Consider the following 23,317-nt stretch of genomic DNA (forward strand, 5'->3'; position numbering starts at 1 on the left):
CAAACTTCGACCAGTTAATCGGCAGTTTGCGCGAAAGCCTTGGCCTGACGGTCTTTATGGTCACGCATGATCTGGACAGTCTGATCGCGATCTGCGACCGTATTGCCGTGCTGATCGACAAGAAGATCGTTGTGGGGACGATCGAGGAACTCCTGAAGCTGGATCATCCCTGGATCCAGGAATACTTCCGCGGCCCCCGGGCGCGCGCAGCTTTTGGCGAGTAAAACCCATGGAAACCCGCGCTAGCTATACTCTGGTCGGTACATTCGTGCTGGTGCTCGTCGTGGCTATGGCGGGCTTCGTCATCTGGCTTGCCAAGTTCGACACAACCGAGCGCTTCACCAACTATCAGATCCTGTTTTCCGGCGCCGTCACCGGATTAGCCGTCGACAGCACGGTGAGCTATCTGGGCATTCCCGTCGGCACGGTACGCACGATCGAAATCGATCCATTCGATCCCGACCTCGTCCGCGTCGTCGTGCAGGTCAAAAGCGACACACCGGTCAAGACAGACTCCGTGGCATCCGTCGAAATGCAGGGCATCACCGGTGTCTCCTACATTCAGATCAAGGCCGGCACCGAAGGCGCACCCGACCTGGAGCCGGATCCCGGCCAAGACATCGCGACGATCAAGTCGGAGGAGTCGGCGCTGCAGCAACTCTTTACGTCGGCGCCGGAGGTGCTGAAGTCCGCCCACGAACTGCTCGAACGCGCGAACATGCTGTTCGACGAACAAAACCGTAAGGCCGTTTCCGACATGCTGGCAAATGTCGAAGCATTTACCGCAGAGCTCTCGAAACACCGGGCGTCGATCGGCGAAATCATCGAGGATGGCCGCCAGACCTTCGAGAACATCGAAAAGACGACCGCGGAGATCAAGGAGCTGACGGCCGACTTCAGACAGAGCCTCGACACCATCACCAAGAACTTCGACGCGACGCTTAGCGAGCTTGATAAGACACTGACGACGGTTAACACGGCGGTCGAAGAAACGAACCCGAAGCTCGACGCGATGCTGAGCAGCTTCACGCAGACCGCCGATACGGCCACGGCCATCCTCAACGAGAACCGTGTCGCCATTCGCGACTTCACGGAAACCGGCCTCTATGAGTTCGGTCAGTTCCTGGTTGATGGCCGCGCGCTGATTGCGTCGCTGACGCAGATAGCGCAACAGCTGGAGCGCGACCCAGCGTCGTTCCTCCTGGGCGGCAATCAGTCCGGCTATCAGACTCAATAACAGCGGTCTTTGATCATGCAGTCTTCATCTCTCGCGCGCCGAACCATGTTGACCGGACTGCTTGCCGTGCCGTTGGCCGGATGCGGCGCATCGTCGTTCATTCAGAAGATCGAAACGCCGCCCAACCTCTATCGCCTGACGCCAAAGAGCACGTTTGGCGATGACCTCGTGCCGGTGAACTGGCAATTGGTCGTCGACATTCCAGTGGCGCCGGCAGGCATCAACACGCAGCGCATCGCGTTGACGCGCAACATGATCCAGGTCGAGTACTACGCCAACTCGAACTGGACAGACCGCGCGCCATTGATGGTCCAGGGTCTGATCGTCGAATCGTTCGAGAACTCCGGCATGATCACGTCGGTCGGGCGCCAGTCCGTCGGCCTGCGCAGTGACTTCGTATTGTTGGTCGAGGTTCGTGAGTTTCAGATGGAGTACAGCAACGGCGGCGTTCCCAACGCTCACGTCCGCATTAACTGCAAGCTGGTCGAGATGCCGGACCGCCTGATCGTGGCCAATGCCAGTTTCGAGGCGATCGAGCCGGCAAGGGCTGACAGTATCCTGCCGATCGTCGAGGCCATGGACGAAGCCTTGGGCAAGGTGCTGAAGCAAATCGTGCGGTGGACCCTGACTGTCGGCGAAGCCTACCGCCCCTAAGACACTTAACCAGGAAGACAACCATGACGTTGCGCGCGGTCATCGCGATGATGGAGCACGAGACGAACACGTTCTCGCCGGTGCCGACACCTTTGGCGCGTTTCGGCAGTCCGGACGTGCCAACCGGCAAGGACGTCTATAAACGTTACAAGGGGACCGGAACGGGCCTGGGTGCGTTCCTTGATGTCGCCGATGAAGCGGGCATGGAGATGGTGACGCCGATCGCCGGCAACGCCGCACCCAGCGGCAAGGTCGACGCCGCCGCCTACACCGCCATGTGCGACGCGATCTGCGCGGCCGTTGAAGCCGGTTGCGACGTCTGCTTCCTGGACCTTCACGGCGCCATGGTCGCCGAGACGACCGATGACGGCGAAGGCACGCTACTGAAGCGTATCCGCACCATCGCGCCGGATTTGCCGATCGGCATCAGCCTGGATCTGCATGCCAACATCACCGACGACATTGTCGACAACTGCACAGTGCTGGTCGGCTACAAGACCTATCCGCATGTCGACATGTACGAGGCCGGCGCCCATGCCGGCAAGGTCATGGTGCGCGCGCTTGCGGGCGAGGTGTCGCCGGTCATGGTCTGGGGCAACCGCCCGATCCTGGCACAGACGCTACGCATGGGTCACGACGACGAACCGATGAAGACCATGCTGGCCATGGCGCGCCAGGCCGAAAGCGACGGTCTGCTGGCGGCGTCGATCTTCGGTGGCTTTCCCCTCGCCGACTTTCACGACGCCGGCCTGTCGGTCGTCACCATCGCCGACGGCGACCGGATCGCGGCCGAACAACAGTGCGAGGCGATGCTGCAGAAGGCGTGGCAGGAACGGGCCGAGTGGATCTTTCACTCCGAGCCCCTCAGCGACACGATCGCCCAGGCCAAGTCGCTCAGCGACGGTCCGGTCGTCCTGCTGGACCATGCCGATAACTCAGCCTCCGGCGGCACACAGGAGACGACGGCGGTTCTCAGAGAAGTCATCGACCAGGGGCTTGAGGATGTCGCGTTCTTCGCGATCTGCGATCCCCAGGCGGTCGACGAGATGGCGGCGGCAGGGGTCGGCGCGACCGTTACCCTGTCACTGGGCGGCAAGGTCGACATGCCAACCATCGGCAAGATGGGCGAACCCATCGAGGTGACGGGCAAGGTGCGCGCGCTGACCGACGGCGACTTTGTCGTGACCGTGCCCATGGGTCGCGGCACGACGATGTCGATGGGCAAGACCGCCGTACTCGATACCGGCAACGTGCAGATCGTCGTGATATCGCAGCACACCGAGCCCTACGATCTCGGTTGCTTCCGCAGCGTCGGCATCGAACCGACCGAGAAGCGCTATCTGGTGTTGAAGTCACGCATCCACCACCGCGCCGGTTTCGCCGCCATCGCGCGCCACGAGATTCCGTGCAACGGCGTCGGCGTCACCAGTAGCGACAATTCGCTCTTCACCTTCGAAAAGGTGCGCCGGCCGATCTATCCGCTGGAACCGGACTGCCCGGAACGGCCGAACTACTAGACCCCACACCCTTCATTGCCTTCCGGCTGGTTGCTGATTTGTCGGGCCGGCAACCGGCGCCGTGAGGCTTAAGCGCAGAAATCGCTCGGGCTGCGCCCGATGGCGCGGCGAAACATGTAGCTGAACGCGCTTGAAGACGCATAGCCCATATCGAACGCGACGGAGCTGATCTTCTCGCCGGCGGCTATCTTCGAGATCGCATGCAAGATGCGGGCGTGACGCAACCACATTGAGGGCGGCATACCCGTTTCGGCGGCGAACAGCCGTTCGATGGTCTTGCGGCTGGCAGGCGCTTCGGCAAGCCAGGCATCGACCGACTCGATGCCCCCCGGATCGTTCAGCGCCGCTTCGGCAAATCGGCGGATGCGTTGGTCGTGTGGCATGGTGATCGAGAGCGTTACGTCCGGGGCGGTGACGAGTTCATGGCGCAGGAGATCGTGAAGCGTGGTGTTGTGATCGTTCGCGCGGTCAGTTCCGTTGTCCGGCATGGTTTCGGAAATCAGGGCGCTCAGAAGCGGCGTCATGGCCATGGTCCGGCACTCAGCGCCGATTTTCGTGGCTTCGTCCTTCGGCACGTCGACATAGAGCATCTCGTTGTTCGAACCGTATCGCATCCAGTGTTCAACGTCGGGTGGGATCCACAAAGCCATCGCCGGGCTGAGCAACAGCACTTGGCCCGGTGTGCCGACATACATGGACCCCGAAGCAGCAGAGATCAGCTGTCCGAAGTCATGGGTGTGCCAATCGTAGCTTTCGCCAGCTTTCGGCCTGATGGTCTCGCCCAGATAACGCGGGACGCGCGCGTCACCGGCCTTGCTGAGAGGATGGTGTCTCGGATTGGTCATGGTCTTTGACGATTCTTCGACCCAAGTCGTCTCGATATCGACTGAGCGACATACCGTTCTGACCTAGTGTGCGCAAGAGTTTTGGGAGATTTCTCCGCCCTTCCCCGCCAGAGTCTTGCGCTGTCATGAAAAACCGCACCCTCCTGACATGGTTCTCCCTGGGCCATTTCGCCAACGACTTGCCGATCGCCTCGCTGTGGCTGATCGTGCCGACGGTCGGCATCGCCATGGAGCTGTCGCCAGCCGAAGTCGGCCTGCTGTTCACGATCTGCAACATCGGCGGCGCGCTTGCCTATCTGCCGGCCGGCATCGTGGCCGATCATGTTTCCAACCGGGGCCGGCTGCTGGTCGCGACGTTCTGGTGGGTCGTTGTCGGTTATCTGCTCGCCGCCATGGCGCCGGAGTACTGGAGCCTCGCCCTGCTGCTTGCACTCGCCGGCATGGGCGACGCGGCGTGGCATCCCATCGCAACCGGTGTGCTGACCCGTGAGAACAAGGGGCGCCGCGCCCACGTGCTCGGCATTCATGCCATCGGCGGCTCGCTGGCCGAGGTTTTGGCGCCGCTCGCCGCCGGTTTCCTGCTCGCCTTTGTCGACTGGCGCGGCGCCTTGGCAATGTCGGTTCTCCCCGCGGCGCTCGTGGGCGTATGTTTCTTTTGGGTCGTGCGCGCGGTCCCGCGGGTCGAAAGGAAGCGGGTCAACAAACAAGACATGCTCCACCTGTTGAACACGTGGCGACGGGGCAACGGGCTGCGCATGGTGATCATGATCTGCCTCTACAACATGGCGCTCATGGCCCTGCTCAGCATGATCCCGCTCTATCTGGCGGAGCGTCATGGCTTCGGCCCGGAGGCGGCAGGCATCGCGTTTTCGGCCATGCTGATCGTCGGCACCGTGGCGCAGCCTTGGGTCGGCAAGATCTCCGATATCGTCGGGCACCGGCCGGTTATCGTGGTTGGCAATCTGACGGCGGCGCTGGCGATCGGTCTTCTGGTGTTTCAGCCATCGCTCTGGGTCATGCTCGCCGCGATGATAATCGCGGTCGCCGCGCTAGATGCGATCCGCGCCGCCGTTCTCGCCGGAGCGGTCGATCACGCCGGCCGCAGCGAGGGGACCACGCTGGGCCTTGCCTTCGCACTGCTGGACGGTATTGGCGCGCTTGGCGCCGTACTTGCCGGCATCGCCGCAGGCTTCTCATGGCCGCACATGTTCGTGCTCGCCGCCGCCTTGTCGCTCAGCGCCGCAGCGCTTTGCGCCTTCATGGTCTTCGGCAACTCAACGGCGCCTGCCGAATGAGTGCCCGATGTGGAGGCCTGATGGACGCGAGACGTGGTCGATCTATTTGCCCGCGGGCCGACGCCGCCGCTCGAGGCATCGTTGTCAAACTCCAAACAAGCCTATCACAAGGCCCTGAACCAGCAGCACGGCGAGCCAGTGGATGCCGTCAATGACGGTCAGGTTGCGTTTGGCCCCCTGGAAGCCGTGGTTGACCGCCATCGAGGTCAGGACGAAGCCGAACCACATCAGAAAACCGGTATAGAGGCCGGCTTCGGGCGTTACCTCGCCCAGACTGATCATCACCGCCGCCAGCATGTAGGCCATGACAAGCTGCGCGACGACCGCCACGATGAACGGCATCGGCTTCATGTTCTCTTTAACTTCGGCTTCCGTCTTGCCGATCGCGTTGCGCCACGGTTTGGCGGCCGCCATGTAGTAGATCGAGCCGAAAATGAAGCTCGCCACCGTCGCGACAACGACGGCGATGACATTGATCGCGGCAAAGTCCATATGACCCTCCCCTTGCCAGGCGGCCACGGGCCTGACCGCCACCCAGCCCACACATGGGCCTTGTAGGATCAGCATACCTCATCAGCCGCAACGACAGCACAGGGTTTGTGCGATCCACCAGTCCACTCGCCAACGGTGCGGACAGACCGACTTGCTGAGGCTAGAGCGGGTCGCGATTAAGCAGAGCCAGTCAGCGGCTCTGCTTAATCGCGTGAATCCGCTCTCGATCAACTGGCTAGAGCAGATTGACGCCTTCAATCTGGATCGTAAGCGATTCAGATTGAAGGCGATCTGCTCTAGGATTGGCCCGCATTCAAATCGTCCGAACCGGGGGAAGCCATGGCGAAGTCACAGCAGAAGGTCATCATCACATGCGCGGTAACGGGGTCGATCCATACCCCGACCATGTCGCCTCACCTGCCAATCACCCCCGACGACATCGCACGTGAGTCGATTGCCGCCGCCGAGGCGGGCGCCGCCATCATCCACCTGCACGCGCGCGACCCCAAGGACGGCCGTCCGACCCCCGATCCCGCCGTTTTCATGGAGTTCCTGCCGCGCATCAAACAGAACTGCGATGCCGTCGTGAACATCACCACAGGCGGCGGTGCCGGCATGAGCCCGGAAGAACGGCTTGCCGCGCCGCTGAAGGCAAAACCTGAAATGTGCAGCTTCAACATGGGGTCCATGAACTTCGGCCTGTTTCCCATGCTGAACCGCTACAAGGAGTTCAAGTACGAGTGGGAACGCCAACACATAGAAGGTTCTAAGGATTTCATATTTCGCAATACTTACAGGGATATGGAATATATTCTTAAAGAACTAGGCGAAGGTTGCGGCACGCGTTTTGAGTTCGAGTGTTACGACGTCGGCCACCTCTACAACATGGCGAGCCTGCTCGATCGCGGCCTGGTCAAGCCGCCGGTCTTTCTGCAGACCATCTTCGGCATTCTGGGCGGTATTGGCGCCGACCCGCAGAACGTCGTCTTCATGAAAGATACCGCGGACCGGCTGTTCGGGGACCAGTACTACTGGTCGACCCTGGCAGGTGGCCGTCACCAGATGGCGCTGTGCACCATGGCCGCGGTGATGGGCTCCAACGTCCGTGTCGGCCTGGAGGACAGTCTCTATATCGGCAAGGGCCAGCTCGCCGAATCCAACGCCGATCAGGTCGCCAAGATCCGCCGTATCCTGGAAGAATTATCGCTGGAGGTCGCCTCACCCAGCGAGGCGCGAGAGATGCTGGCGCTGAAGGGCGGCGACCAAGTCGACTTCTAGATGGCGGTTCGCTATGGGCAGGCCTGCTTCAACCGCCTACGACGGCGCGCCACACAGGTGACGCCGAAGTGTCACGGCGCTGCAACATGCCCGTCCTAGGCTCCCAACGTCATGCGACGCGGCCCCATTCTGACGCATGACACGTTCGAAACCTTGGGAGCCTACGATGCTCGACACACCAACCAATCGCGCGTTGGATGCCAAGAAGGACGCTGCGGGCGGCAGCGACCTGGCGCCGACCGATTTTGAACGACTCACCGAACGCGCGCTTTCCCGGCGCCGTCTCATGGGCGGCGCCACCATAGGCGCCGCCGCCTTTGTCGTGGCAACAACGACGTTGTCGCCGCTGCAGGCGCGCGCGGCCAACCGACTGGGGTTTGACGCGGTTCCCGCCAACACCTTGGACACCGTGACGTTGCCCGAGGGCTATTCCTGGCAAGTCCTGATCCGATGGGGCGATCCCTTGTGGTCACACGGCCCCCACTTTGACCAGGTGACGCGCGGCGACGGCGCCAGCCAGGAACTCGCATTTGGCGACAACACAGACGGCATGGCGCTGTTCACCGATGGCATGCGCAGCATCCTGGCAGCCAACAACGAATACACCAACGTCGATATCATCCATGGCGATCGCGCGTCGTTGAAGCCTGAGAACGCCGAAGACGTCCGCAAGAGCAAGGCGGCCATGGGCGTCTCCGTGATGGAGATCGCCGAGGAAAACGGCAAGTGGCACGTGGTGATCGACTCACCCTATAACCGGCGCATTACACCGGACACACCGATGGACCTGACCGGCCCAGCGCGCGGCAACGACATGGTGAAGACCGACGCCGATCCGACGGGAACAACATCCCTGGGCACGTGGAACAATTGTGCCAACGGCCGCACGCCTTGGGGTACCTACCTGACCTGTGAAGAGAACTTCGATGACATGTTCTCGTCCAACGACCCGAGCTTTAGGCCGACACCGGAGATGGAACGCTATGGCGTGGGGCGTGAAGAGGACGGCTACGGCTGGGCACCATATGACGCGCGTTTCGATATCTCGAAGAACCCGAACGAACCAAACCGCGCGGGTTATGTCGTCGAGATCGACCCGCTCGACCCCAGCTCGACGCCCAAGAAGCGCACCGCGCTGGGCCGTTTCAAACACGAGAACGCCGAACTTGTGATCAACGGCGACGGCCGGGCCGTCGTCTACATGGGCGATGATGAGCGCGGCGAATTCCTCTACCGCTTCGTCACCGAGAATCCGTACGTGACCGGCGGCAGCAACACCGACCTGCTCGACAACGGTCAACTTTACGTTGCCAAGTTCAACGACGACGGCACGGGCACGTGGCTTGCCCTGACGCCGGAGGCGACCGGCATGTCGTCGGATGCCGAGATCGCGATCCTGACCCGCCAAGCCGGTTCGGCGGTCGGCGCCACGACAATGGACCGACCGGAATGGATCAGCGCCAACCCGAACAAGGCCGAGGTCTACTGTACCTTGACCAACAACAAGAACCGCGGCGTCAAACCGAATGCCGGCGGCGACGAGACACCGGTAGGCGGACCGAACCCGCGGGCCAGGAACCAGTATGGTCAGATCGTGCGGTGGGCACCTGACGGCGGCGACCATACCGCCGACAGCTTTACCTGGGACCTCTTCGTCCTGTGCGGCAACCCGACGGTGCACAACGATGCCTATGGCGGATCGTCCAACATCACCGCCGACAATATGTTCAATTCTCCCGATGGCATCGCCTTTGATTCGGTCGGCCTGTTGTGGATCCAGACCGACGGCAACTACAGCAACGAAGGCGACTTCGCCGGCATGGGCAACAACCAGATGCTGGTCGCCAACCCCGAAACCGGTGAGATACGTCGCTTCATGGTCGGCCCGCGCGAATGCGAGATTACCGGCATCGCCTGGAGCGCTGATCGCCGCACCATGTTCGTCGGCATACAACATCCCGGTGAATGGGGTAACAGCCACTTCCCGGACGGCGGCTCGAGCGTGCCGCGCTCGACCATCATCTCGGTCCGGCGTAATGACGACGGAAAGATGGGCTAAGCACCGATAGACAAAAAGAAAGGCCGGGAACTCCAGGGTTCCCGGCCTTTGCTTACTCGAGTTGTCGTGATCGACCGAACCGGAACTACGCCTTCTTGAACTCCTTCCAGAACATACGCCCGTCCGGACCCAAGGCCGGTACGACAGCGTTGCTGTAGAGCGTCGGCGTCAGCTCGTTGGTGATGAAACGATAGCAGCCTGACTCTTCCATCAGGTCCTGCATCTCGACATACATGCCCTGACGCACGGCCGGATCCATGGTGACCAGCGCCTCGGCATGCAGATCGGCGAACTCGGTGTTGTTGAACCGCTCCCAGTTCCAGACACCAACCTGTTGCGGCGTGAACCACATGGTGTACCAGCCGGGATCCGGGTTGGAGGAGAAGCGGCTGTACATGATCTGGAGTTCCTTCCAGTCTTCACCCGCCTGCTCGTCACCCATGGTCCACCACACGCCGGGATCATGCACGTTGATCTCGGCATTGATGCCGACCTCGGCGAGGTTCGCCTGAATGACCTGACAGGCCGCCAGATAGCTCTGCTTGTTCAGCGTGTCGATACGGCAATCGAAGCCGCCGGACATGCCGGCCTCCTCGAGCAGCTGGCGGGAATAGTCGGGGTCACCTTCGTACGCGATCAGGGGCGCGTCACGATGACCGACCAATCCAGGCGGCACGATCCCAGTCGCCGGCTTGGCAAGACCAAAATAGGCGGCCTCCATGATCTGGTTGACGTTGACCGCATACTGCACGGCCTGGCGCAACCGGATATCCTGGAACTGCTCGTTGTCCTGGTTGATGCCCATCCAGACATACTTAAGCGACGGCGCCTGGAACAGTGTGCCGTCCTCCGGCGGATTGGACTCAAGCTCCGGCAGCGACGTGATCGGCACGGTCGTGATATCCAATTCGCCGGCCAAGAACGCCACCTCGGCGGACGCCTCGTCGGTGATGGGATAGACCTCGATCGACGTGAAGTCGGGATTGGCGAACGGACCGGCGTAACCGTCGACCGCACCTAGGGTCAGCTTCTGGGCGGGCACCCATTCCTTGATCTCGTATGGTCCCGACACGCAGGGCGGTTCGGCCTCATAACGTTTGTTCGGCAGGGCCTCGACCGCCTTGCGGCTGACGATCATCCCGCGCCCCGTCGGCAAGGTCGTCGTCCATAGCGGCGCATAGGGCTCCTTCAGAACGATCGTGCCGGATCGGTCATCATTTACTTCGACTTTGTCCAGCGCGATCCAGTCCTCTGAGTAGGGCGACTCCATGGCCGGATCAGCAATACGCTCATAGGAGAACTTGACGTCATCGGCAGTCATTTCGCCGAAGCCGTTGGTCCAGCCCAGATCGTTCCTGAGGGTGAAGGTGATGTGGGTATCGTCGACCTGCTCGATCTCGGCGGCGGCATCCTTTTGCCAACCCCAGTCGTCACCGGCCTTGTAGGTGACCAGGCCGTTAAGCATGCAGAGATTAACGTCCGTCTCCGGCGCGGCCAGGATGTAGCCGGGGTCGAGAACCTGAATATCCGAGTAATTCCGTACGCGCAGCGTATCGTCGGCTGCCTCGACATGGCTCGGCACACCGCTCGCGACCGCCGCCGCGGCACCGGCCGCTGCGGCGCCCTTACCGAACTGCCGACGTGTCAGCGGCAAACCCTTTTTGTCTGTCATGGGAACGTCCTCTCGTTGAGCATGGGCTACACCCCGATGATGAAGCGCATAGCGGCATGAAATCCCCGTCCCCGGCTGATGTCCAGTCCGCAGTTTACGGTATTTCAGGCAACGCTTGTGGCCACGAATTGGCCCACAACCGACGCGGTATGCCACCCCGGCCGCGAGCCTGATCCGAGCCCGAGCCCGAGCGCACGGTGTAGTGCAGCGCCGGCCCACCGGGGGCTGGTCCCGACCGCCAAAAACTACCCGAAAGTGGTAGGGCTCATGAGGACCGGCGGCATGCGTTTCGACCGGCGCTTGACGGCGCCCTTTGATGACAATATTAGGAAACTTTGCTAACTGCTTGAAATCGTGTATAAATACTTCTCAGTAATTCGACCTACACCATTCAGGTCGTTGCCGTGGTTCTTCAAACGTGAATGACGCGCAGCAAAATCGATAGTCGTATGTCCGTTGAAAACACTGCGAAAGGCACCGAAACGGCAACGCCGGACGGTCCGCCTGGTCCCACTCTGAACGCATCGCAATCGGCCGATGTTCTGGCTGGTATTCCCCATGAGGCTCTGGTCACCGTCCTCGACAGCCTGCCCGATGGCCTGCTGATCCTGGATCGCGACGACCGGGTGGTCGCCGCCAACAGCCGTTTGGCAGGGCTGTTCGGCAGCGCCGCGTCCGACATTCGCATCGGTATGACCATGACCGAACTGGTCGAGCAACTGGCGATCCACGGCGCGCAGTATAGCGAATTGCCGACAAACGTGATTGTCATGCGTGACGGCCAGCGCCAGGTCATCCGCATGCCCGATGCGGGTACGGCGGATCTTCCAGACCACAAGCGTGCCGCTGTCCGGCGCATGGCCCTGCACCAAGCGGCGCCATGCGATTACGAGGAGATGGCGCCAACCGGGCGCTGGCTGCACGTCTCGACCCGGATGACAGGCGATGGCGGCCGCATCATCTGCTACCGCGACATCACCGAACGAAAGGTGCGCGAACGGCGCCTGGAACACAGCATTCTGCACGACCCGACGACCGGACTTCCCAACACAACCTTGTTTCGTGACCGCGCGCTTCAGGCGCTCAGGCGCTGCGTGCGCGATAGGACCCACCTGTTCTCGATCGTCTTGGTCGATTTGGCCGGCCGGTCGGCGACGGAGCGCGGCCTGCCGGTCGGACCGGGCGATGACGGTCTGATCGCCGCCGCGCGACGCCTCGAACACGTGCTGCGGCCCGATGACACGGTCGCGCACCTGCAGGGATGCACCTTCGCCTGCCTGCTGGACGACGTCAGCGACGTCGAGGAGTGCCGCGAGATCGCCGATCGCGTCCACGCTTCTCTGCGCGAGCCGTTCCAAGTCGGCAGCGGCGAGTTCGCACTGCAGCCGGCAATCGGCATCGTTCTGGGCAGCGGCAAGGCAACCGACCTCGACGAGCTGCTGCGCGGCGCGCGGGTAGCGCTGGAGTGCGCACGTTATGAATCCCATGACGGCATCGCCATGTTTGACGCGGAGATGCGTGACCGCACGGAAACACGCCTGCGCATCGACAACGATTTGCGCCTGGCGCTGAAGAACGACGAACTTGAGCTCTACTATCAGCCCATACTGGATCTAAGGCGCGGACACCTGGCCGGGTTCGAGGCGTTGGCCCGCTGGCATCACGCTGATCTCGGCCCGATTCCACCGGACCAGTTCATCCCGATCGCCGAAGACAGCGATCTCATCATCCCGCTCGGGCGTTGGGCGCTGAACCAGGCGGCGGCGCAAATCGCGGCATGGACGAAGATCCACGATGACCTGTTTGTCGCCGTCAACATTTCGCCGCGCCAATTCGCCGATAACGATCTGGTCGACGACATTCGAAGCATCATTGAAAAGCATGGTGTCGCGCCCGAGAAGATGCGCTTGGAGATCACCGAGACGTTTATGGTCGAAAACCCCGAGTTGGCGTCGGTCTCGCTGGACGCGCTGCGCGCGATGGGCCTGCATATCTCGATCGACGACTTCGGCGCGGGGTATACGTCGCTTGGTCACCTGCACGCTATGCCCTATGACGCGCTGAAGATCGACCGAAGCTTCATCGCGGATATGGAAAACAAACGCGGCAACCGCGTCATCGTTCAGGCCATTACCGACCTCGCCCACAAAATCGGCATGAGTGTTGTCGCAGAAGGGGTCGAGACCGACGCGCAGCGTGTTTTAGCGGAGGCGTTTGGCTGCGACCTCGCGCAAGGCTACCTGCTCGGCCGCCCGGTGCCCGCGGACAAGGCCGAAGACCTGGTTCGCCACGTCAACCAGCCGGTCGCCGCGGCGCGTATAAGCGAGTAACTCTATCTACGCTATCTCGACGAGTTCCAGGGCGAAGGTCAGCCGTTGGCCAGCCAGCGCGTGGTTGGCATCCACGGTGACCTGATCGTCTGTGACCTCGACCACCGTCACGGCCAGGGGCTGGCCGTCCTGACCGCTCGCCTGAAACTGCATGCCGACTGCGACATCGACATTGGCCGGGAAACGATCGCGGCCGACCGTCTGCACCATGGCGGGGTTGTGGTTACCGTACGCATCCTCGGCCTCGATGCTGACCGTCTTGGTGTCGCCGACGGTCATGCCGGTCACGGCGCTTTCGAAACCAGCGATGACCTGCCTGGCGCCCAGTGTAAACTCTAGCGGATCACCGCCCGCGGAGCTGTCGAACTGGCGGCCGTCGTCCAGGGTGCCGGTGTAGTGAACCTTTACCGTGTCGCCATCTTTTGCCTGGCTCATCAAAATCTCCAAAAAATTAAAGGGACCGACCCGGCTGGCGCCAAGTCGGTCCCAACGAATACGCGAAGTCTAGTTGGCGTCGCGCCGCAATACCAGCGGTCTAGCTGCTCTCCGCATCGGCGTCGGCGGCGACTTGCATACGAATAATCTTGTCGGGATCAGTCACGGCGCCGTTGTTGTTCTGATCACCACGTTTGATGTTGTCGACGAACTCCATGCCTTCGACCACCTCGCCCCACACCGTGTACTGGGCGTCAAGAAATCTCGAATCCTCAAACACGATGAAGAACTGACTGTCGGCGCTGTTGGGGTCCTGGGCGCGCGCCATCGACAACACGCCGCGAACATGGGGTGCGCTGGAGAACTCGGCGTCGAGGTTCTGGCCGGAGCCGCCCATGCCAGTGCCTGTTGGATCGCCGGTCTGGGCCATGAAGCCGTCTATGACGCGATGGAACACGATCCCATCGTAGAAACCCTGGCGGGTCAGTTCCTTGATCCGCTCAACGTGATTGGGCGCCAGATCAGGGCGCAGCTTGATGACAACGCGGCCATCCTTGAGATCGAGATAGAGCATGTTTTCCATATCTTCCGCGGTAGTAGGGGACGACAATACGGCAATGCCGAACAGCACCACCGCGCACTTCAAGAACGCTCTGCGTAACAATCGATTGTCCTTTCGCCGGCATAGTAGGAAATCCGGCGCTCAAACGACATGGATCGCTTCGCAAAGCAAGCAGATTTTGCGTGAAGACACCGATCGGGCGCCGAAAAGCCCGCTCAGGTTCGCCCGGTCGCTAAACGTAGGCGTCAGCGTCCTTTGTGCCGCGCGCCAACCCGCCGATCGTCTTGACCTGGAACGCGAGATAACTGTCGGTCGCCGACGGACCTCCGCGCGCTTCGACCAAGGCGTCGTTCAGGTCTTTCAGACGGTGGAACGGGACCGCCGGATAGGTATGGTGAGCGGCGTGATAAACCATGCCCCACGAGAGCCAGCGCATGAAGGCGTTGGTCTTGACCGTGCGGGTATTGGTCCAGATGTCCTTGCCACCGGTCGGCAGGCCTGTGTGTTCGATATAGTTCTGCAGTTGATGCGACCACGCCATCGCCATGGTCGGGGCCACCCAAAGAATGACGGCCGCCCAGGTCTGCAACAGGACCGAAACGATCGCGATGGCGGCATAACCTGCAAGATGCCAGCGCGCCTCGGCAATCACCGCCCGTTTCTGCTGGTCGGTCAGGTAATACTCGGACTTGTTGGCAGGCGCCTTGCCAAGCGCGTGCTGGATCATGGTTTTGCCCAACCCGATCCACAGGCTGATACCGCTGATCGCCAAGAGATAGCCGAACAACCCGCTGCCAATTCCTTCCGACAGCAGTTCTGAGTCCTTCTCCGGGTCTTGCGTGTTGCGGTGATGGGCCATGTGTTGCCAGCGGTCGTAGTCGCGCGGATACATCAAGACGAAGCCGGTGAAACGCCCCAGCCACTCGTTCATCCACCGGGCGCGAAAGACCGTTTCGTGGCTCGCTTCATGCTGGGGTGCGTAGAGGTAGTTGATCAAAAGTCCGTGGACCACGAAGACCGGCACGCCCCACCACGTGCCCCAGGTCAGCCACAGCAGCCAGCCGGTCGCGACAATGGCGAGCGCGTGACTGGCAAGCTGACACCAGCCGCGCCAATCGGACTTCTTGGTCAGTTCCCGCAATCGCTCAGGCGCGATACCGGCCCGCAGGGCAAAACTCTCTTGCATGACACACTCCAACACGAACCGCGGCGACCCATCCGCTGGCCCAACACTAGGGTTCACGACCCGTCGCGACAAACGAGCTTATCGCAGTCGCTCGGGTGAGTTCAATTCATGCGGGGTGGTGGTGCTGACAGCTCGAAAGCAGGGTGCGTTCTTGGCAAGGGCGTTCATGACGGGCTTGAACTGGCGGATCTGATCGACCAGCCAGCCGCGGAACACGGCAATGCCTTGCGGCACATCGCCACCTCTTGGCGCGACGAGGTAACAAGCCTGCGTCGCATCCAGGGTTAGACCAAAGGGCTTGACCAGACGGCCGGCCTCCAAATGATCGCCGGCGATGAGTTCATCAGCCATCGCGACGCCCTGCCCTGCCACAGCAGTCTCGATCGCAAGAACGGAGCTGTGGAAGACCGGCCCGGCACGCCAGTCAATACCAACCGGCGCACCGGCTTCCTTCAACCAGCGACCCCAATGCTGTGGGGCGGCTTCATGCAGCAGGGTGTGGTGACGCAGGTTGGCGAGCGATGTCAGCGCATGCGGTCCCGCCATGAGATTGGGACTGCAAACCGGAAAGAACGTCGTCTTTGTCAGGAGGTCGCAACGCAGGCCATTAAGCGGATGACCGTAGTGAATGGCCATATGCGCACCGCCGGCCAATTCTTCGCGGGTTGAATCGGACGGGATTATCTCCGGCCACAAGCCGGGGTGGCGGGACTGAAAATCGGCCAACCGCGCGCGCAACCAACAATCAACAAAGCCGGGGTTAGAGACAATGACAAGGCGTTGTCCGGCCTCCTCACCCTCATCAAACTCTTTCAACTGACGCGTGGCCGCGTCGATGTCGTCGAATGCCCGTGTCAGGGTGGCGACGTAGTGCTCGCCGGCCTGGGTCAGTTCGACTCTGCGATTGAACCGATCGAAGAGCTTAAGACCAAGCTGCTCTTCCAACGACTTCACCTGATGGCTGATCGATGTCGGCGTGACGGCAAGTTCGTGGGCGGCAAGCTTGAAACTGCCGTGGCGCGCCGCCGCTTCAAACGCGCGCAGCGCGCTCAGGGTCGGCAGACGGCGCGGCGCCACGACCGCTTATCCCCGACGCTGCGCCACGGAGTCGGCCAACAGGCACAAGATCTCGAACATCATGGTGGCGCCGACCAGCGCGGTGTTGCCGCTGGGATCAAATGGCGGAGCGACCTCGACAACATCGCCGCCGATCAGGTCGAGGCCCTGAAGTCCGCGCAACAGGTGCTGGGCCTCGCGCGTCGTCAGGCCGCCGATCTCCGGCGTGCCCGTTCCCGGTGCAAAGACCGGATCAAGGCTGTCGACATCGAAGCTGATATAGGTCGGCCCGTCGCCGACCACGCGGCGCGCCTCGGCGAGCGTCCCGGCGACGCCGAGTTCACAAAACTCCTCCATATAGATCACACGCATGCCGCTCTCTTCGGCAAACGCCATGTCATCGGGGCTGTAGATCGAACCGCGAATGCCGATCTGGACCGTGCGCTTGGGATCCAGAAGCCCCTCCTCGACCGCACGGCGGAAGGGTGTGCCGTGGGTATAGAGGTTCTCGCCGAAGTACCGGTCGTTGGTGTCGGAGTGTGCGTCGACATGCACCATGCCGATCGGCCGGTCCTTGGCGATGGCGCGGAAGATCGGAAGGGTCATCAGGTGATCGCCGCCGGCCGACAGTGGCACCGCACCCGCCGCATGCACCTTGCCGTAGAAACGCTCGACCCTGTCGAGTGTGTCGTCCAGGTTGATCGGGTTGACCGGACAATCACCGAGGTCGGCGATACGCGCGAGGTCATAGGGCGCAATAAGGCTGACATGGTGAACCTTGCGCACGAAACTCGATTGGTTGCGGATTTCGCGCGGGCCGTGGCGCGCGCCCGCACGGTTCGTCGTACCGCCATCCCACGGCACGCCGATCAGCGCGATATCGACCTCGCTGGGGTCCCTCACGTGAGGCAGGCGCATGAACGTTGGGATATCGCCGAAGCGCGGCGTGATCGTCGCATCGACGGGTTGAAAGTTGTTGGACGAAGCCATGAAGTGTCTCCTGAGGACCCGCCGGCACCTTGCTCTGGGAATGGCTATCCTGCAAGGTCTTCACCATGACACGAACACTACCAGCGGCCTGGTACACAGACCCGGCGATCCTGCAGCGCGAGCGAGAGACCATCTTCCGCGACAACTGGGCTCTGTTTGGGCCCGAGCACGATGTCGCCGAACCTGGATCATGGCGTGCCGACACGGTGGCCGGTTGGCCGCTGGTCGTGGTGCGGCACCCCGACGGCCACCTGAACGGTTTTCACAACGTCTGCCGCCATCGCGCCGCCGCCCTGCTGTCCGATGGCCAGACCGGGCAGTGCAGCGCCATCCGTTGCCCCTATCACGGCTGGACCTACGATCTCGATGGATCGCTGAAGCTGACGCCGAAGTTCGGCGATCCCGACGGGTTTTCGCGCGACGTGTTCGGCCTCTTCCCGGTCCGGGTCGCGGTGTGGGCCGGCCTGGTGTTCGTCTGCCTTTCCAACGACGCACCGGACCTCACGACCTGGTTGGGCGATGTTCCCGACCTCGCCGCGCCATACCCCACAACAGATGATCTCGACTATCACGGCAGCTTCGTCGTCGACGGGCCGGCGAACTGGAAGACCTATTGCGACAACACGGTCGAAGGCTATCACCTGCCTTTCGTCCACCAGCGCCTGACCAAGATCGTTGACCAGACGGAAACCGCCATCAGGTCTTATCAGAACGGGCATCTCGTTGTCTTCCACGTCGGCTATCACGGGTTGGACACGGGCGTGCGCGGCGGCGGCGGTATCTGGTTCTACCGCGTCCCCGGCTTCCAGGCCGTCCTGGGTCCAACCGGCTTCAAGGCCGAGCGGATCGACCCGGTGGGCCCCGGTGCCCTGCGCTCAACCAGTTGGGCCTGGTATGGTGGCCTGGACGACAAGGCCCGCGCCGATGCCTTCGCGTGGGCCGAGACGATTGTGCGCGAGGATCTGGGCATCTGTCAGACCGTGCAGCAGAACCTGGAAGCCGGAATCTATGACACCGGCATCCTGTCGCCTAAAATGGAGACCCATACCGCACGATTGCAGCAGATTGTTCGCGACTACGTGGAGACACCGGCGGCCGCCGCAGATCGTTGAACCATGGACAACCAGCAATGACGCGAAACAACCCGCAAATCGATACCATCGACGAACCACTGGGCGCCGTTGTTTCGGGCTTCGATCTGCGTCAGCCTCTCGATTACGACGCCATGCGGACGTTGACGGACGCGCTCTATCGCCGACGTCTGCTGATCTTTCGTGATCAGGACCTGGACTTCGACGCCTATGAGGCGTTCGCCAGCAACTGGGGCGAGCTGTTCCTGGAACCGTATGACAACATGGCCCAGCCCGGTCATCCGGCCGTCATGGCGGTCGGCAATGTCGGCGGCCCTCTGGAAACACCGGAGTTCCGCAATGGCGCTGCGTTCTGGCATACCGACCGCGCTTATTCAGCCGATCCCAATGCCGTCACCATGCTCTACTGCGAACACGCGCCGGCGGAAGGCGGTGAGACCTATTTCGCCGATCTCGTCGCCGCCTATGACGCCTTGGATGACGGCATGCGGGCTGAGATCGCTGGCCTCGTGGCGGCGCATCGCTATGGCGGCGGTGAACGCGAGGAATGGGAGCACGACGTTCATCCCATGTCCGACGACCAGGCCAAAGAACTACCGCCGCCTGGCCGCCACCCGATCGCTAGGGAGCACAGCGTGACCGGCGAGACCGTGCTCTATTCACCCGCCGGGACATGGACCGAGGTGGAGGGTCTGAGCTACGACGCAGCCAGCGACCTGATGCGATGCCTGAAGCTGCACGCGATCGAAGAGCGTTTCGTCTATCGCCACAAGTACCGCGCCGGCGACCTGGCGCTCTGGGACAACACGGCGACGCTCCACTGCGCAGCGCCGATCGGGCCGGCCGACAACCCCGCCAACCGGCGCTTGCTCTACCGCATTGTCGCCATGGGCCTGCCCCACATCCTCCGCCATTAGTCCACGCCTCTTGCGTGTGGTGACCAAGCCTCTACAAAGGCAACCCGAGTGAACCGGGGAGACACCATGAGCGCCGATGACATGTGGGACGATGACGGCTATCGCGGCCTGACATCGGATTTCGATCCAGACTGGGTCTTGAGCGATGCGCAGAAGGATCTGCGCGCCAAGCTTATCGACCTGTGCCGCACCACCCTGCGCGCCAATGCCATCGAGAGCGACAAGGGTTTCGTCTTCCCACGCAAGAACTTCGAGGCACTGGCCGGCCTCGGCCTGCTCGGCATCAACGTACCGAAGTCGCTCGGCGGGCTGGGCGAGAACCACGTCGCGACGGCCATGGTGGTTGAGACCATCGCGCGCTACGGCTGCGCCTCGACCGCCATGTGTTACGTCATGCACTGTGCGGCGGTCGCCGGCGCCATGCTGCGCCATCACGACAATCAGGCAATCCAGGGTCTGATGCGCCGGCTCGACAACGACTGCCTGGTCGGCACGCTGTCGCTGTCGGACCCGGCGACCGGCAGCCATGTCTGGTTCCTGATCTCTTCGAAAGCCGAAAAGGACGGCGACGGCTGGCGGATCTCCAAGAAAGCGTCGTGGACGACATCCGGCGGTTTCGCCGACTGGTACATCGCCCAGACGACCAGCCCCGACTTCAACGGCGAGTACGACAACTTCTCGACCTGGCTCGTCATGGGCGACGAGATTACCGCCCACCCGGGCTCTTGGGACGGCATGGGGTTGAAGGGCAATCAGTCCGGCCCGATCGAGATCGACAAACTGCGTGTACCCGCCGACCGTCTGGTCGGCCCGGTCGGCGACGGATCGGCATCAAACGAGGAGGCGACTGACCCCTTCTTTCTGTTCGGCACGGCGGCCTGCTGGAACGGCATCGCGTTGGGGATGATCGATATCGTGAAGAAACACACGACGCGCAAAAAGCATGTCGATGTGGGCTTGCGGGTTTGCGACTACCCGACCATTCAGGACTATGTCGGCGAAGCCATTATCGCGACCAATACCAGCCGGATGCTGAACTATGAGGTCTGCCGCCTGATGGACGACATCACGAACGGCTGCGATTGGTCGATCCATGCGGATGTCACGAACTGCCCCCGCGCCGATACCGCCGCCTGGAGCTGGCAGGCCAAGTATTTCGCCGCCGCGAACGTCTCCGAGGTCGGCGACAAGATGCTGCACGCCGCCGGCGGCACCGGCTACAAAGCCGGTCTCGGCCTGGAGCGTTACCTGCGCGACGGCAAGGCGGGCTGGCTGATGGCGCCGACCAACGAGGTCATCCGCAACTTTATCGGAAAGGCCGGCCTTTTAGGCTTTGATGCGCTCGATCTGTGGAACCAGATGGTCAACCAGCGCACGATCGACAACGAGATCAAGAAGATGTCGGCGGACCAGAAACGCGCGCTTGCAGACAGGCTTCTGGAGCAGGCGAGCTAGATCGAACTGCTTCGACCACGGCTTATGGGTCGCGCAGCGGCGGTGCGTAACTTCCGTCCTCACGATGGACTTCCCGGCCAGTCAAGGGTGGATTGAACACGCACACCAGCCGCATGTCTCCCTTGGTCGCGCGCACCGTGTGGCGGTCGTTCTGATCGAGCGCATAAACGGTAAAGGGCTCCAGTTGATGCGTGCTGCCATCGCTGAGTGCCGTGATCTCGCCTTGCCCCTCGATGCAGTAGCAGGCTTCCAGGTGATGTTTGTATTCCAGGGTGAGCGAGGTTCCCTCAATAACAACCGTGTCATTGAGGGAGAATCCCAAACCATCGGAAGCAAGCAGCAATCGCCGGCTTTTCCATCCAGGGCCTTCGACGTCTCTGTCTGATCCAACGACGTCCTCGAGAGATCGAACGATCATTTACTACCTCCACTCAAACTCTCTCATCGAACACCACGGTTCATTCCCCCGTCGGAGAGAATGTTCTGTCCGTTGATATAGCTCGCATTCTCGGATGCCAGGAAGACGCAGGCGTGACCAATCTCCTCAAAGGTTGCGGGACGCTGGGCCGGGATGGATTTCAGCGCGAACTCGGAAAGGTTCACGTTTTCGCAGAACCCCGGCATCAGATTGTTCATGCGGATGTTGTGTCTGGCATAGCGATCCGCATAGAGCTTGGCGAAGCTGTGCAGGGTGGCACGAAGCATGCTCATGGGGTAAGGCGCGCGCGGCTCAACCGTGTTCATCGACGATATGTTGACGAAAGCGCCACCACCCTGCTCCATCATGATGGGCGTGACCATCCGAGCCAGCTTCACGACATTGAGCACATACATGTCGAGGCTTTCGTGCCACAGCTCATCCGTGAGTTCGAGCAATGGTCCGTCGAAGTCGGGATCGAAACCGACGGTTTTGATGGCTTCCGGCACACCGCCGCCGTGACCCATGTTGCTGACGACCGCATCGATGCGGCCGTATCGGCTCATGGTCTCATCGACCATCGCCTGCAAATCGTCGGTGTCGAGGACCGAGCCACTGCGGCCAATGCCGCCGAGATCTTCGGCGAGCTCCATACTCCGCCGGGAAGGCGACATGAGGGAGACGGTGTAACCGGCCTTCGCCATCTCGATGGCGCAACCCCGACCAATACCCTGCCCGGTGCCTGTCATGAGTGCGACCTTGATGCCTGACGGGCCAGCGTGCTGGTCCCCAGCGTCACCAACATCGCTCGTGCTCAGCTTACCGTTTTTCATTGTCTCACCTATGAGAAAATGGAACATATGCCTCAACAGGTTAGCAGGAGATCCAGCAGCGTAAATCGAGTTTATGGAACACCACTGTCAGAAAAACTCATAGGATGTCGGATGTTCGCCACCTTCGCGCGCTGCAGGCCTTCGACGCCGCCGCAACGCATATGAGCCTCAGCAAAGCGGCTCAGTCCCTGGGCGTCACCCATGGCGCCGTCAGCCGGCAGATCAAGCAGCTCGAGACCTATCTCGGCGTTCAACTGCTCCATCGACACCCCGGCGGGGTGGACGTGACCGAGGCGGGCGAGCAGTTGCACAGGGCGACCCGGCAAGCCTTTTCCGCGCTTCAAAGCGGCCTGAGGAACGTCCAACGCGCGCACGATGGTCGCACGGTCACGATATCCTTGTCGGCGTCGCTCGCCATCAAGTGGTTGGTGCCGCGGCTCCCCGCCTTTCGAGCACAGCACCCAGGCATTGCTCTGTTTCTCGATACCAACGATGAGGTAATTGACCTCGATAGCAGCGAAGTCGACGTCGCCCTTCGGTTCGGTGTTCCCGATTGGCAAGGCCTGCACTGCGAACGCCTGTTCGGTGAAGATCAGATCGTTGTCGCCGCGCCTTCGCTGGTCGCGAGTGAAACGCTACCAATGACGCCGTCGGCGATCGCACGCCTGCCGCTGCTTCACGATCAATTCAGTCCATCCTGGGACAAATGGGCCGTCGCGGCGGGACTGGACCCGTCAGAGGTCGCCACCGCGGAAGTTAGTTATCGGGATTCAGCGGTCATGATCACCGCGGCAATCGATGGTCAAGGCGCGGCCCTGGCGCGGCGTGTTCTTGTGGGCGATGATTTGGACGCCGGCCGCGTCGTCAGACTGGATGACACGATCGTGTCGCTGGACCGCGCGCTCTATTTTGTTTGTCGCAACGGCGATCAAGAAAGGGCGCCGATCCGCTTGCTCAGGAATTGGCTCTTCTCGCTGTAGATCCCGTGACTAGAG

Annotated in this window: 22 protein-coding genes; 12 read left to right on the forward strand and 10 right to left on the reverse strand. The window is 61.8% G+C overall.

Annotated elements, in window-relative coordinates; translation table 11 throughout:
- From AAF563_18080 to AAF563_18095, 4 genes are all read left to right on the forward strand, one after another.
- Window positions 1-224, forward strand: a 224-nt coding sequence (locus tag AAF563_18080) for an ABC transporter ATP-binding protein (GenBank protein MEM7123195.1), incomplete at its 5' end; no start/stop codon positions are given.
- A 5-nt stretch (window positions 225-229) separates the two neighbouring features.
- Window positions 230-1,237, forward strand: coding sequence for an MlaD family protein (locus tag AAF563_18085; GenBank protein ID MEM7123196.1), 1,008 nt, complete (start codon window positions 230-232; stop codon window positions 1,235-1,237).
- A 15-nt stretch (window positions 1,238-1,252) separates the two neighbouring features.
- The gene (locus AAF563_18090; protein MEM7123197.1) at window positions 1,253-1,891 is read left to right on the forward strand and encodes an ABC-type transport auxiliary lipoprotein family protein; all 639 of its coding nucleotides are present in this window, start codon (window positions 1,253-1,255) and stop codon (window positions 1,889-1,891) included.
- 29 nt (window positions 1,892-1,920) lie between these two features.
- Entirely contained in the window at window positions 1,921-3,408 is a 1,488-nt protein-coding gene (locus AAF563_18095) for a M81 family metallopeptidase (protein MEM7123198.1), read from the forward strand.
- Window positions 3,409-3,476: 68 nt separating this feature from the next.
- Here the strand turns inward: AAF563_18095 and AAF563_18100 are convergent, their stop codons facing one another.
- A complete protein-coding gene (locus tag AAF563_18100; protein ID MEM7123199.1) occupies window positions 3,477-4,253 on the reverse strand; it encodes a helix-turn-helix transcriptional regulator in 777 nt (258 codons plus the stop codon).
- A gap of 125 nt (window positions 4,254-4,378) precedes the next feature.
- Between AAF563_18100 and AAF563_18105 the strand changes: the two genes are divergently transcribed.
- Window positions 4,379-5,548: an MFS transporter gene (locus AAF563_18105; protein MEM7123200.1), complete on the forward strand. Its 1,170-nt coding sequence runs from the start codon at window positions 4,379-4,381 to the stop codon at window positions 5,546-5,548.
- An 84-nt stretch (window positions 5,549-5,632) separates the two neighbouring features.
- Here AAF563_18105 and AAF563_18110 read toward each other — a convergent pair whose 3' ends face one another.
- On the reverse strand, window positions 5,633-6,040 hold the full coding sequence (locus AAF563_18110; protein MEM7123201.1) for a DUF1761 domain-containing protein: 408 nt from the start codon (window positions 6,038-6,040) through the stop codon (window positions 5,633-5,635).
- Window positions 6,041-6,379: 339 nt separating this feature from the next.
- Here AAF563_18110 and AAF563_18115 point away from each other — a divergent pair, with 339 nt between their 5' ends.
- Both AAF563_18115 and AAF563_18120 read left to right on the forward strand, forming a co-directional pair.
- Window positions 6,380-7,318: a 3-keto-5-aminohexanoate cleavage protein gene (locus AAF563_18115; GenBank protein ID MEM7123202.1), complete on the forward strand. Its 939-nt coding sequence runs from the start codon at window positions 6,380-6,382 to the stop codon at window positions 7,316-7,318.
- A 166-nt stretch (window positions 7,319-7,484) separates the two neighbouring features.
- Entirely contained in the window at window positions 7,485-9,377 is a 1,893-nt protein-coding gene (locus AAF563_18120; GenBank protein ID MEM7123203.1) for a PhoX family phosphatase, read from the forward strand.
- Between the two features lie 85 nt (window positions 9,378-9,462).
- Here the strand turns inward: AAF563_18120 and AAF563_18125 are convergent, their stop codons facing one another.
- Entirely contained in the window at window positions 9,463-11,049 is a 1,587-nt protein-coding gene (locus AAF563_18125; protein ID MEM7123204.1) for an ABC transporter substrate-binding protein, read from the reverse strand.
- 449 nt (window positions 11,050-11,498) lie between these two features.
- On the opposite strand from AAF563_18125, the gene AAF563_18130 reads away from it, so the two are divergent.
- Window positions 11,499-13,379, forward strand: coding sequence for an EAL domain-containing protein (locus AAF563_18130; GenBank protein MEM7123205.1), 1,881 nt, complete (start codon window positions 11,499-11,501; stop codon window positions 13,377-13,379).
- Between the two features lie 6 nt (window positions 13,380-13,385).
- Here AAF563_18130 and AAF563_18135 read toward each other — a convergent pair whose 3' ends face one another.
- The 5 genes from AAF563_18135 to speB all read right to left on the reverse strand — a co-directional run bounded on the left by AAF563_18135 (window position 13,386) and on the right by speB (window position 17,608).
- A complete protein-coding gene (locus tag AAF563_18135) occupies window positions 13,386-13,814 on the reverse strand; it encodes a peptidylprolyl isomerase (protein ID MEM7123206.1) in 429 nt (142 codons plus the stop codon).
- 100 nt (window positions 13,815-13,914) lie between these two features.
- Window positions 13,915-14,397, reverse strand: coding sequence for a peptidylprolyl isomerase (locus AAF563_18140; protein MEM7123207.1), 483 nt, complete (start codon window positions 14,395-14,397; stop codon window positions 13,915-13,917).
- A gap of 211 nt (window positions 14,398-14,608) precedes the next feature.
- Complete coding sequence (locus AAF563_18145; GenBank protein ID MEM7123208.1) at window positions 14,609-15,562, reverse strand: fatty acid desaturase; 954 nt, start codon at window positions 15,560-15,562, stop codon at window positions 14,609-14,611.
- Window positions 15,563-15,640: 78 nt separating this feature from the next.
- Window positions 15,641-16,639 (reverse strand): LysR substrate-binding domain-containing protein, encoded by a 999-nt coding sequence (locus tag AAF563_18150; protein MEM7123209.1) that lies wholly within the window; start codon window positions 16,637-16,639, stop codon window positions 15,641-15,643.
- A 6-nt stretch (window positions 16,640-16,645) separates the two neighbouring features.
- Window positions 16,646-17,608, reverse strand: a complete 963-nt coding sequence (gene speB, locus AAF563_18155; GenBank protein ID MEM7123210.1) for an agmatinase — start codon at window positions 17,606-17,608, stop codon at window positions 16,646-16,648.
- Between the two features lie 65 nt (window positions 17,609-17,673).
- Between speB and AAF563_18160 the strand changes: the two genes are divergently transcribed.
- From AAF563_18160 to AAF563_18170, 3 genes are all read left to right on the forward strand, one after another.
- Window positions 17,674-18,720 (forward strand): aromatic ring-hydroxylating dioxygenase subunit alpha, encoded by a 1,047-nt coding sequence (locus AAF563_18160; protein ID MEM7123211.1) that lies wholly within the window; start codon window positions 17,674-17,676, stop codon window positions 18,718-18,720.
- A gap of 17 nt (window positions 18,721-18,737) precedes the next feature.
- Window positions 18,738-19,616 (forward strand): TauD/TfdA family dioxygenase, encoded by an 879-nt coding sequence (locus AAF563_18165; protein MEM7123212.1) that lies wholly within the window; start codon window positions 18,738-18,740, stop codon window positions 19,614-19,616.
- 66 nt (window positions 19,617-19,682) lie between these two features.
- Window positions 19,683-21,071, forward strand: coding sequence for an acyl-CoA dehydrogenase family protein (locus AAF563_18170; GenBank protein MEM7123213.1), 1,389 nt, complete (start codon window positions 19,683-19,685; stop codon window positions 21,069-21,071).
- 22 nt (window positions 21,072-21,093) lie between these two features.
- Here AAF563_18170 and AAF563_18175 read toward each other — a convergent pair whose 3' ends face one another.
- Both AAF563_18175 and AAF563_18180 read right to left on the reverse strand, forming a co-directional pair.
- A complete protein-coding gene (locus AAF563_18175) occupies window positions 21,094-21,489 on the reverse strand; it encodes an ectoine synthase (GenBank protein ID MEM7123214.1) in 396 nt (131 codons plus the stop codon).
- Window positions 21,490-21,512: 23 nt separating this feature from the next.
- The gene (locus AAF563_18180; GenBank protein ID MEM7123215.1) at window positions 21,513-22,238 is read right to left on the reverse strand and encodes an SDR family oxidoreductase; all 726 of its coding nucleotides are present in this window, start codon (window positions 22,236-22,238) and stop codon (window positions 21,513-21,515) included.
- A 188-nt stretch (window positions 22,239-22,426) separates the two neighbouring features.
- Between AAF563_18180 and AAF563_18185 the strand changes: the two genes are divergently transcribed.
- Window positions 22,427-23,302 (forward strand): LysR substrate-binding domain-containing protein, encoded by an 876-nt coding sequence (locus tag AAF563_18185; protein MEM7123216.1) that lies wholly within the window; start codon window positions 22,427-22,429, stop codon window positions 23,300-23,302.
- Window positions 23,303-23,317: the final 15 nt, after the last annotated feature.

The sequence above is a fragment of the Pseudomonadota bacterium genome, from assembly GCA_039028155.1.
Classification (GTDB): Bacteria; Pseudomonadota; Alphaproteobacteria; order SP197; family SP197; genus JANQGO01.

Coding starts and splice junctions, on each gene's coding strand:
- AAF563_18085 (MEM7123196.1), top strand. CDS start 230: ATGGAAACCCGCGCTAGCTATACTCTGGTCGGTACATTCGTGCTGGTG.
- AAF563_18160 (MEM7123211.1), top strand. CDS start 17,674: ATGACACGAACACTACCAGCGGCCTGGTACACAGACCCGGCGATCCTG.
- AAF563_18165 (MEM7123212.1), top strand. CDS start 18,738: ATGACGCGAAACAACCCGCAAATCGATACCATCGACGAACCACTGGGC.
- AAF563_18120 (MEM7123203.1), top strand. CDS start 7,485: ATGCTCGACACACCAACCAATCGCGCGTTGGATGCCAAGAAGGACGCT.
- speB (MEM7123210.1), bottom strand. CDS start 17,608: ATGGCTTCGTCCAACAACTTTCAACCCGTCGATGCGACGATCACGCCG.
- AAF563_18100 (MEM7123199.1), bottom strand. CDS start 4,253: ATGACCAATCCGAGACACCATCCTCTCAGCAAGGCCGGTGACGCGCGC.
- AAF563_18180 (MEM7123215.1), bottom strand. CDS start 22,238: ATGACAGGCACCGGGCAGGGTATTGGTCGGGGTTGCGCCATCGAGATG.
- AAF563_18170 (MEM7123213.1), top strand. CDS start 19,683: ATGAGCGCCGATGACATGTGGGACGATGACGGCTATCGCGGCCTGACA.
- AAF563_18090 (MEM7123197.1), top strand. CDS start 1,253: ATGCAGTCTTCATCTCTCGCGCGCCGAACCATGTTGACCGGACTGCTT.
- AAF563_18145 (MEM7123208.1), bottom strand. CDS start 15,562: ATGCAAGAGAGTTTTGCCCTGCGGGCCGGTATCGCGCCTGAGCGATTG.
- AAF563_18130 (MEM7123205.1), top strand. CDS start 11,499: ATGTCCGTTGAAAACACTGCGAAAGGCACCGAAACGGCAACGCCGGAC.
- AAF563_18175 (MEM7123214.1), bottom strand. CDS start 21,489: ATGATCGTTCGATCTCTCGAGGACGTCGTTGGATCAGACAGAGACGTC.
- AAF563_18135 (MEM7123206.1), bottom strand. CDS start 13,814: ATGAGCCAGGCAAAAGATGGCGACACGGTAAAGGTTCACTACACCGGC.
- AAF563_18125 (MEM7123204.1), bottom strand. CDS start 11,049: ATGACAGACAAAAAGGGTTTGCCGCTGACACGTCGGCAGTTCGGTAAG.
- AAF563_18115 (MEM7123202.1), top strand. CDS start 6,380: ATGGCGAAGTCACAGCAGAAGGTCATCATCACATGCGCGGTAACGGGG.
- AAF563_18185 (MEM7123216.1), top strand. CDS start 22,427: ATGTCGGATGTTCGCCACCTTCGCGCGCTGCAGGCCTTCGACGCCGCC.
- AAF563_18105 (MEM7123200.1), top strand. CDS start 4,379: ATGAAAAACCGCACCCTCCTGACATGGTTCTCCCTGGGCCATTTCGCC.
- AAF563_18110 (MEM7123201.1), bottom strand. CDS start 6,040: ATGGACTTTGCCGCGATCAATGTCATCGCCGTCGTTGTCGCGACGGTG.
- AAF563_18140 (MEM7123207.1), bottom strand. CDS start 14,397: ATGGAAAACATGCTCTATCTCGATCTCAAGGATGGCCGCGTTGTCATC.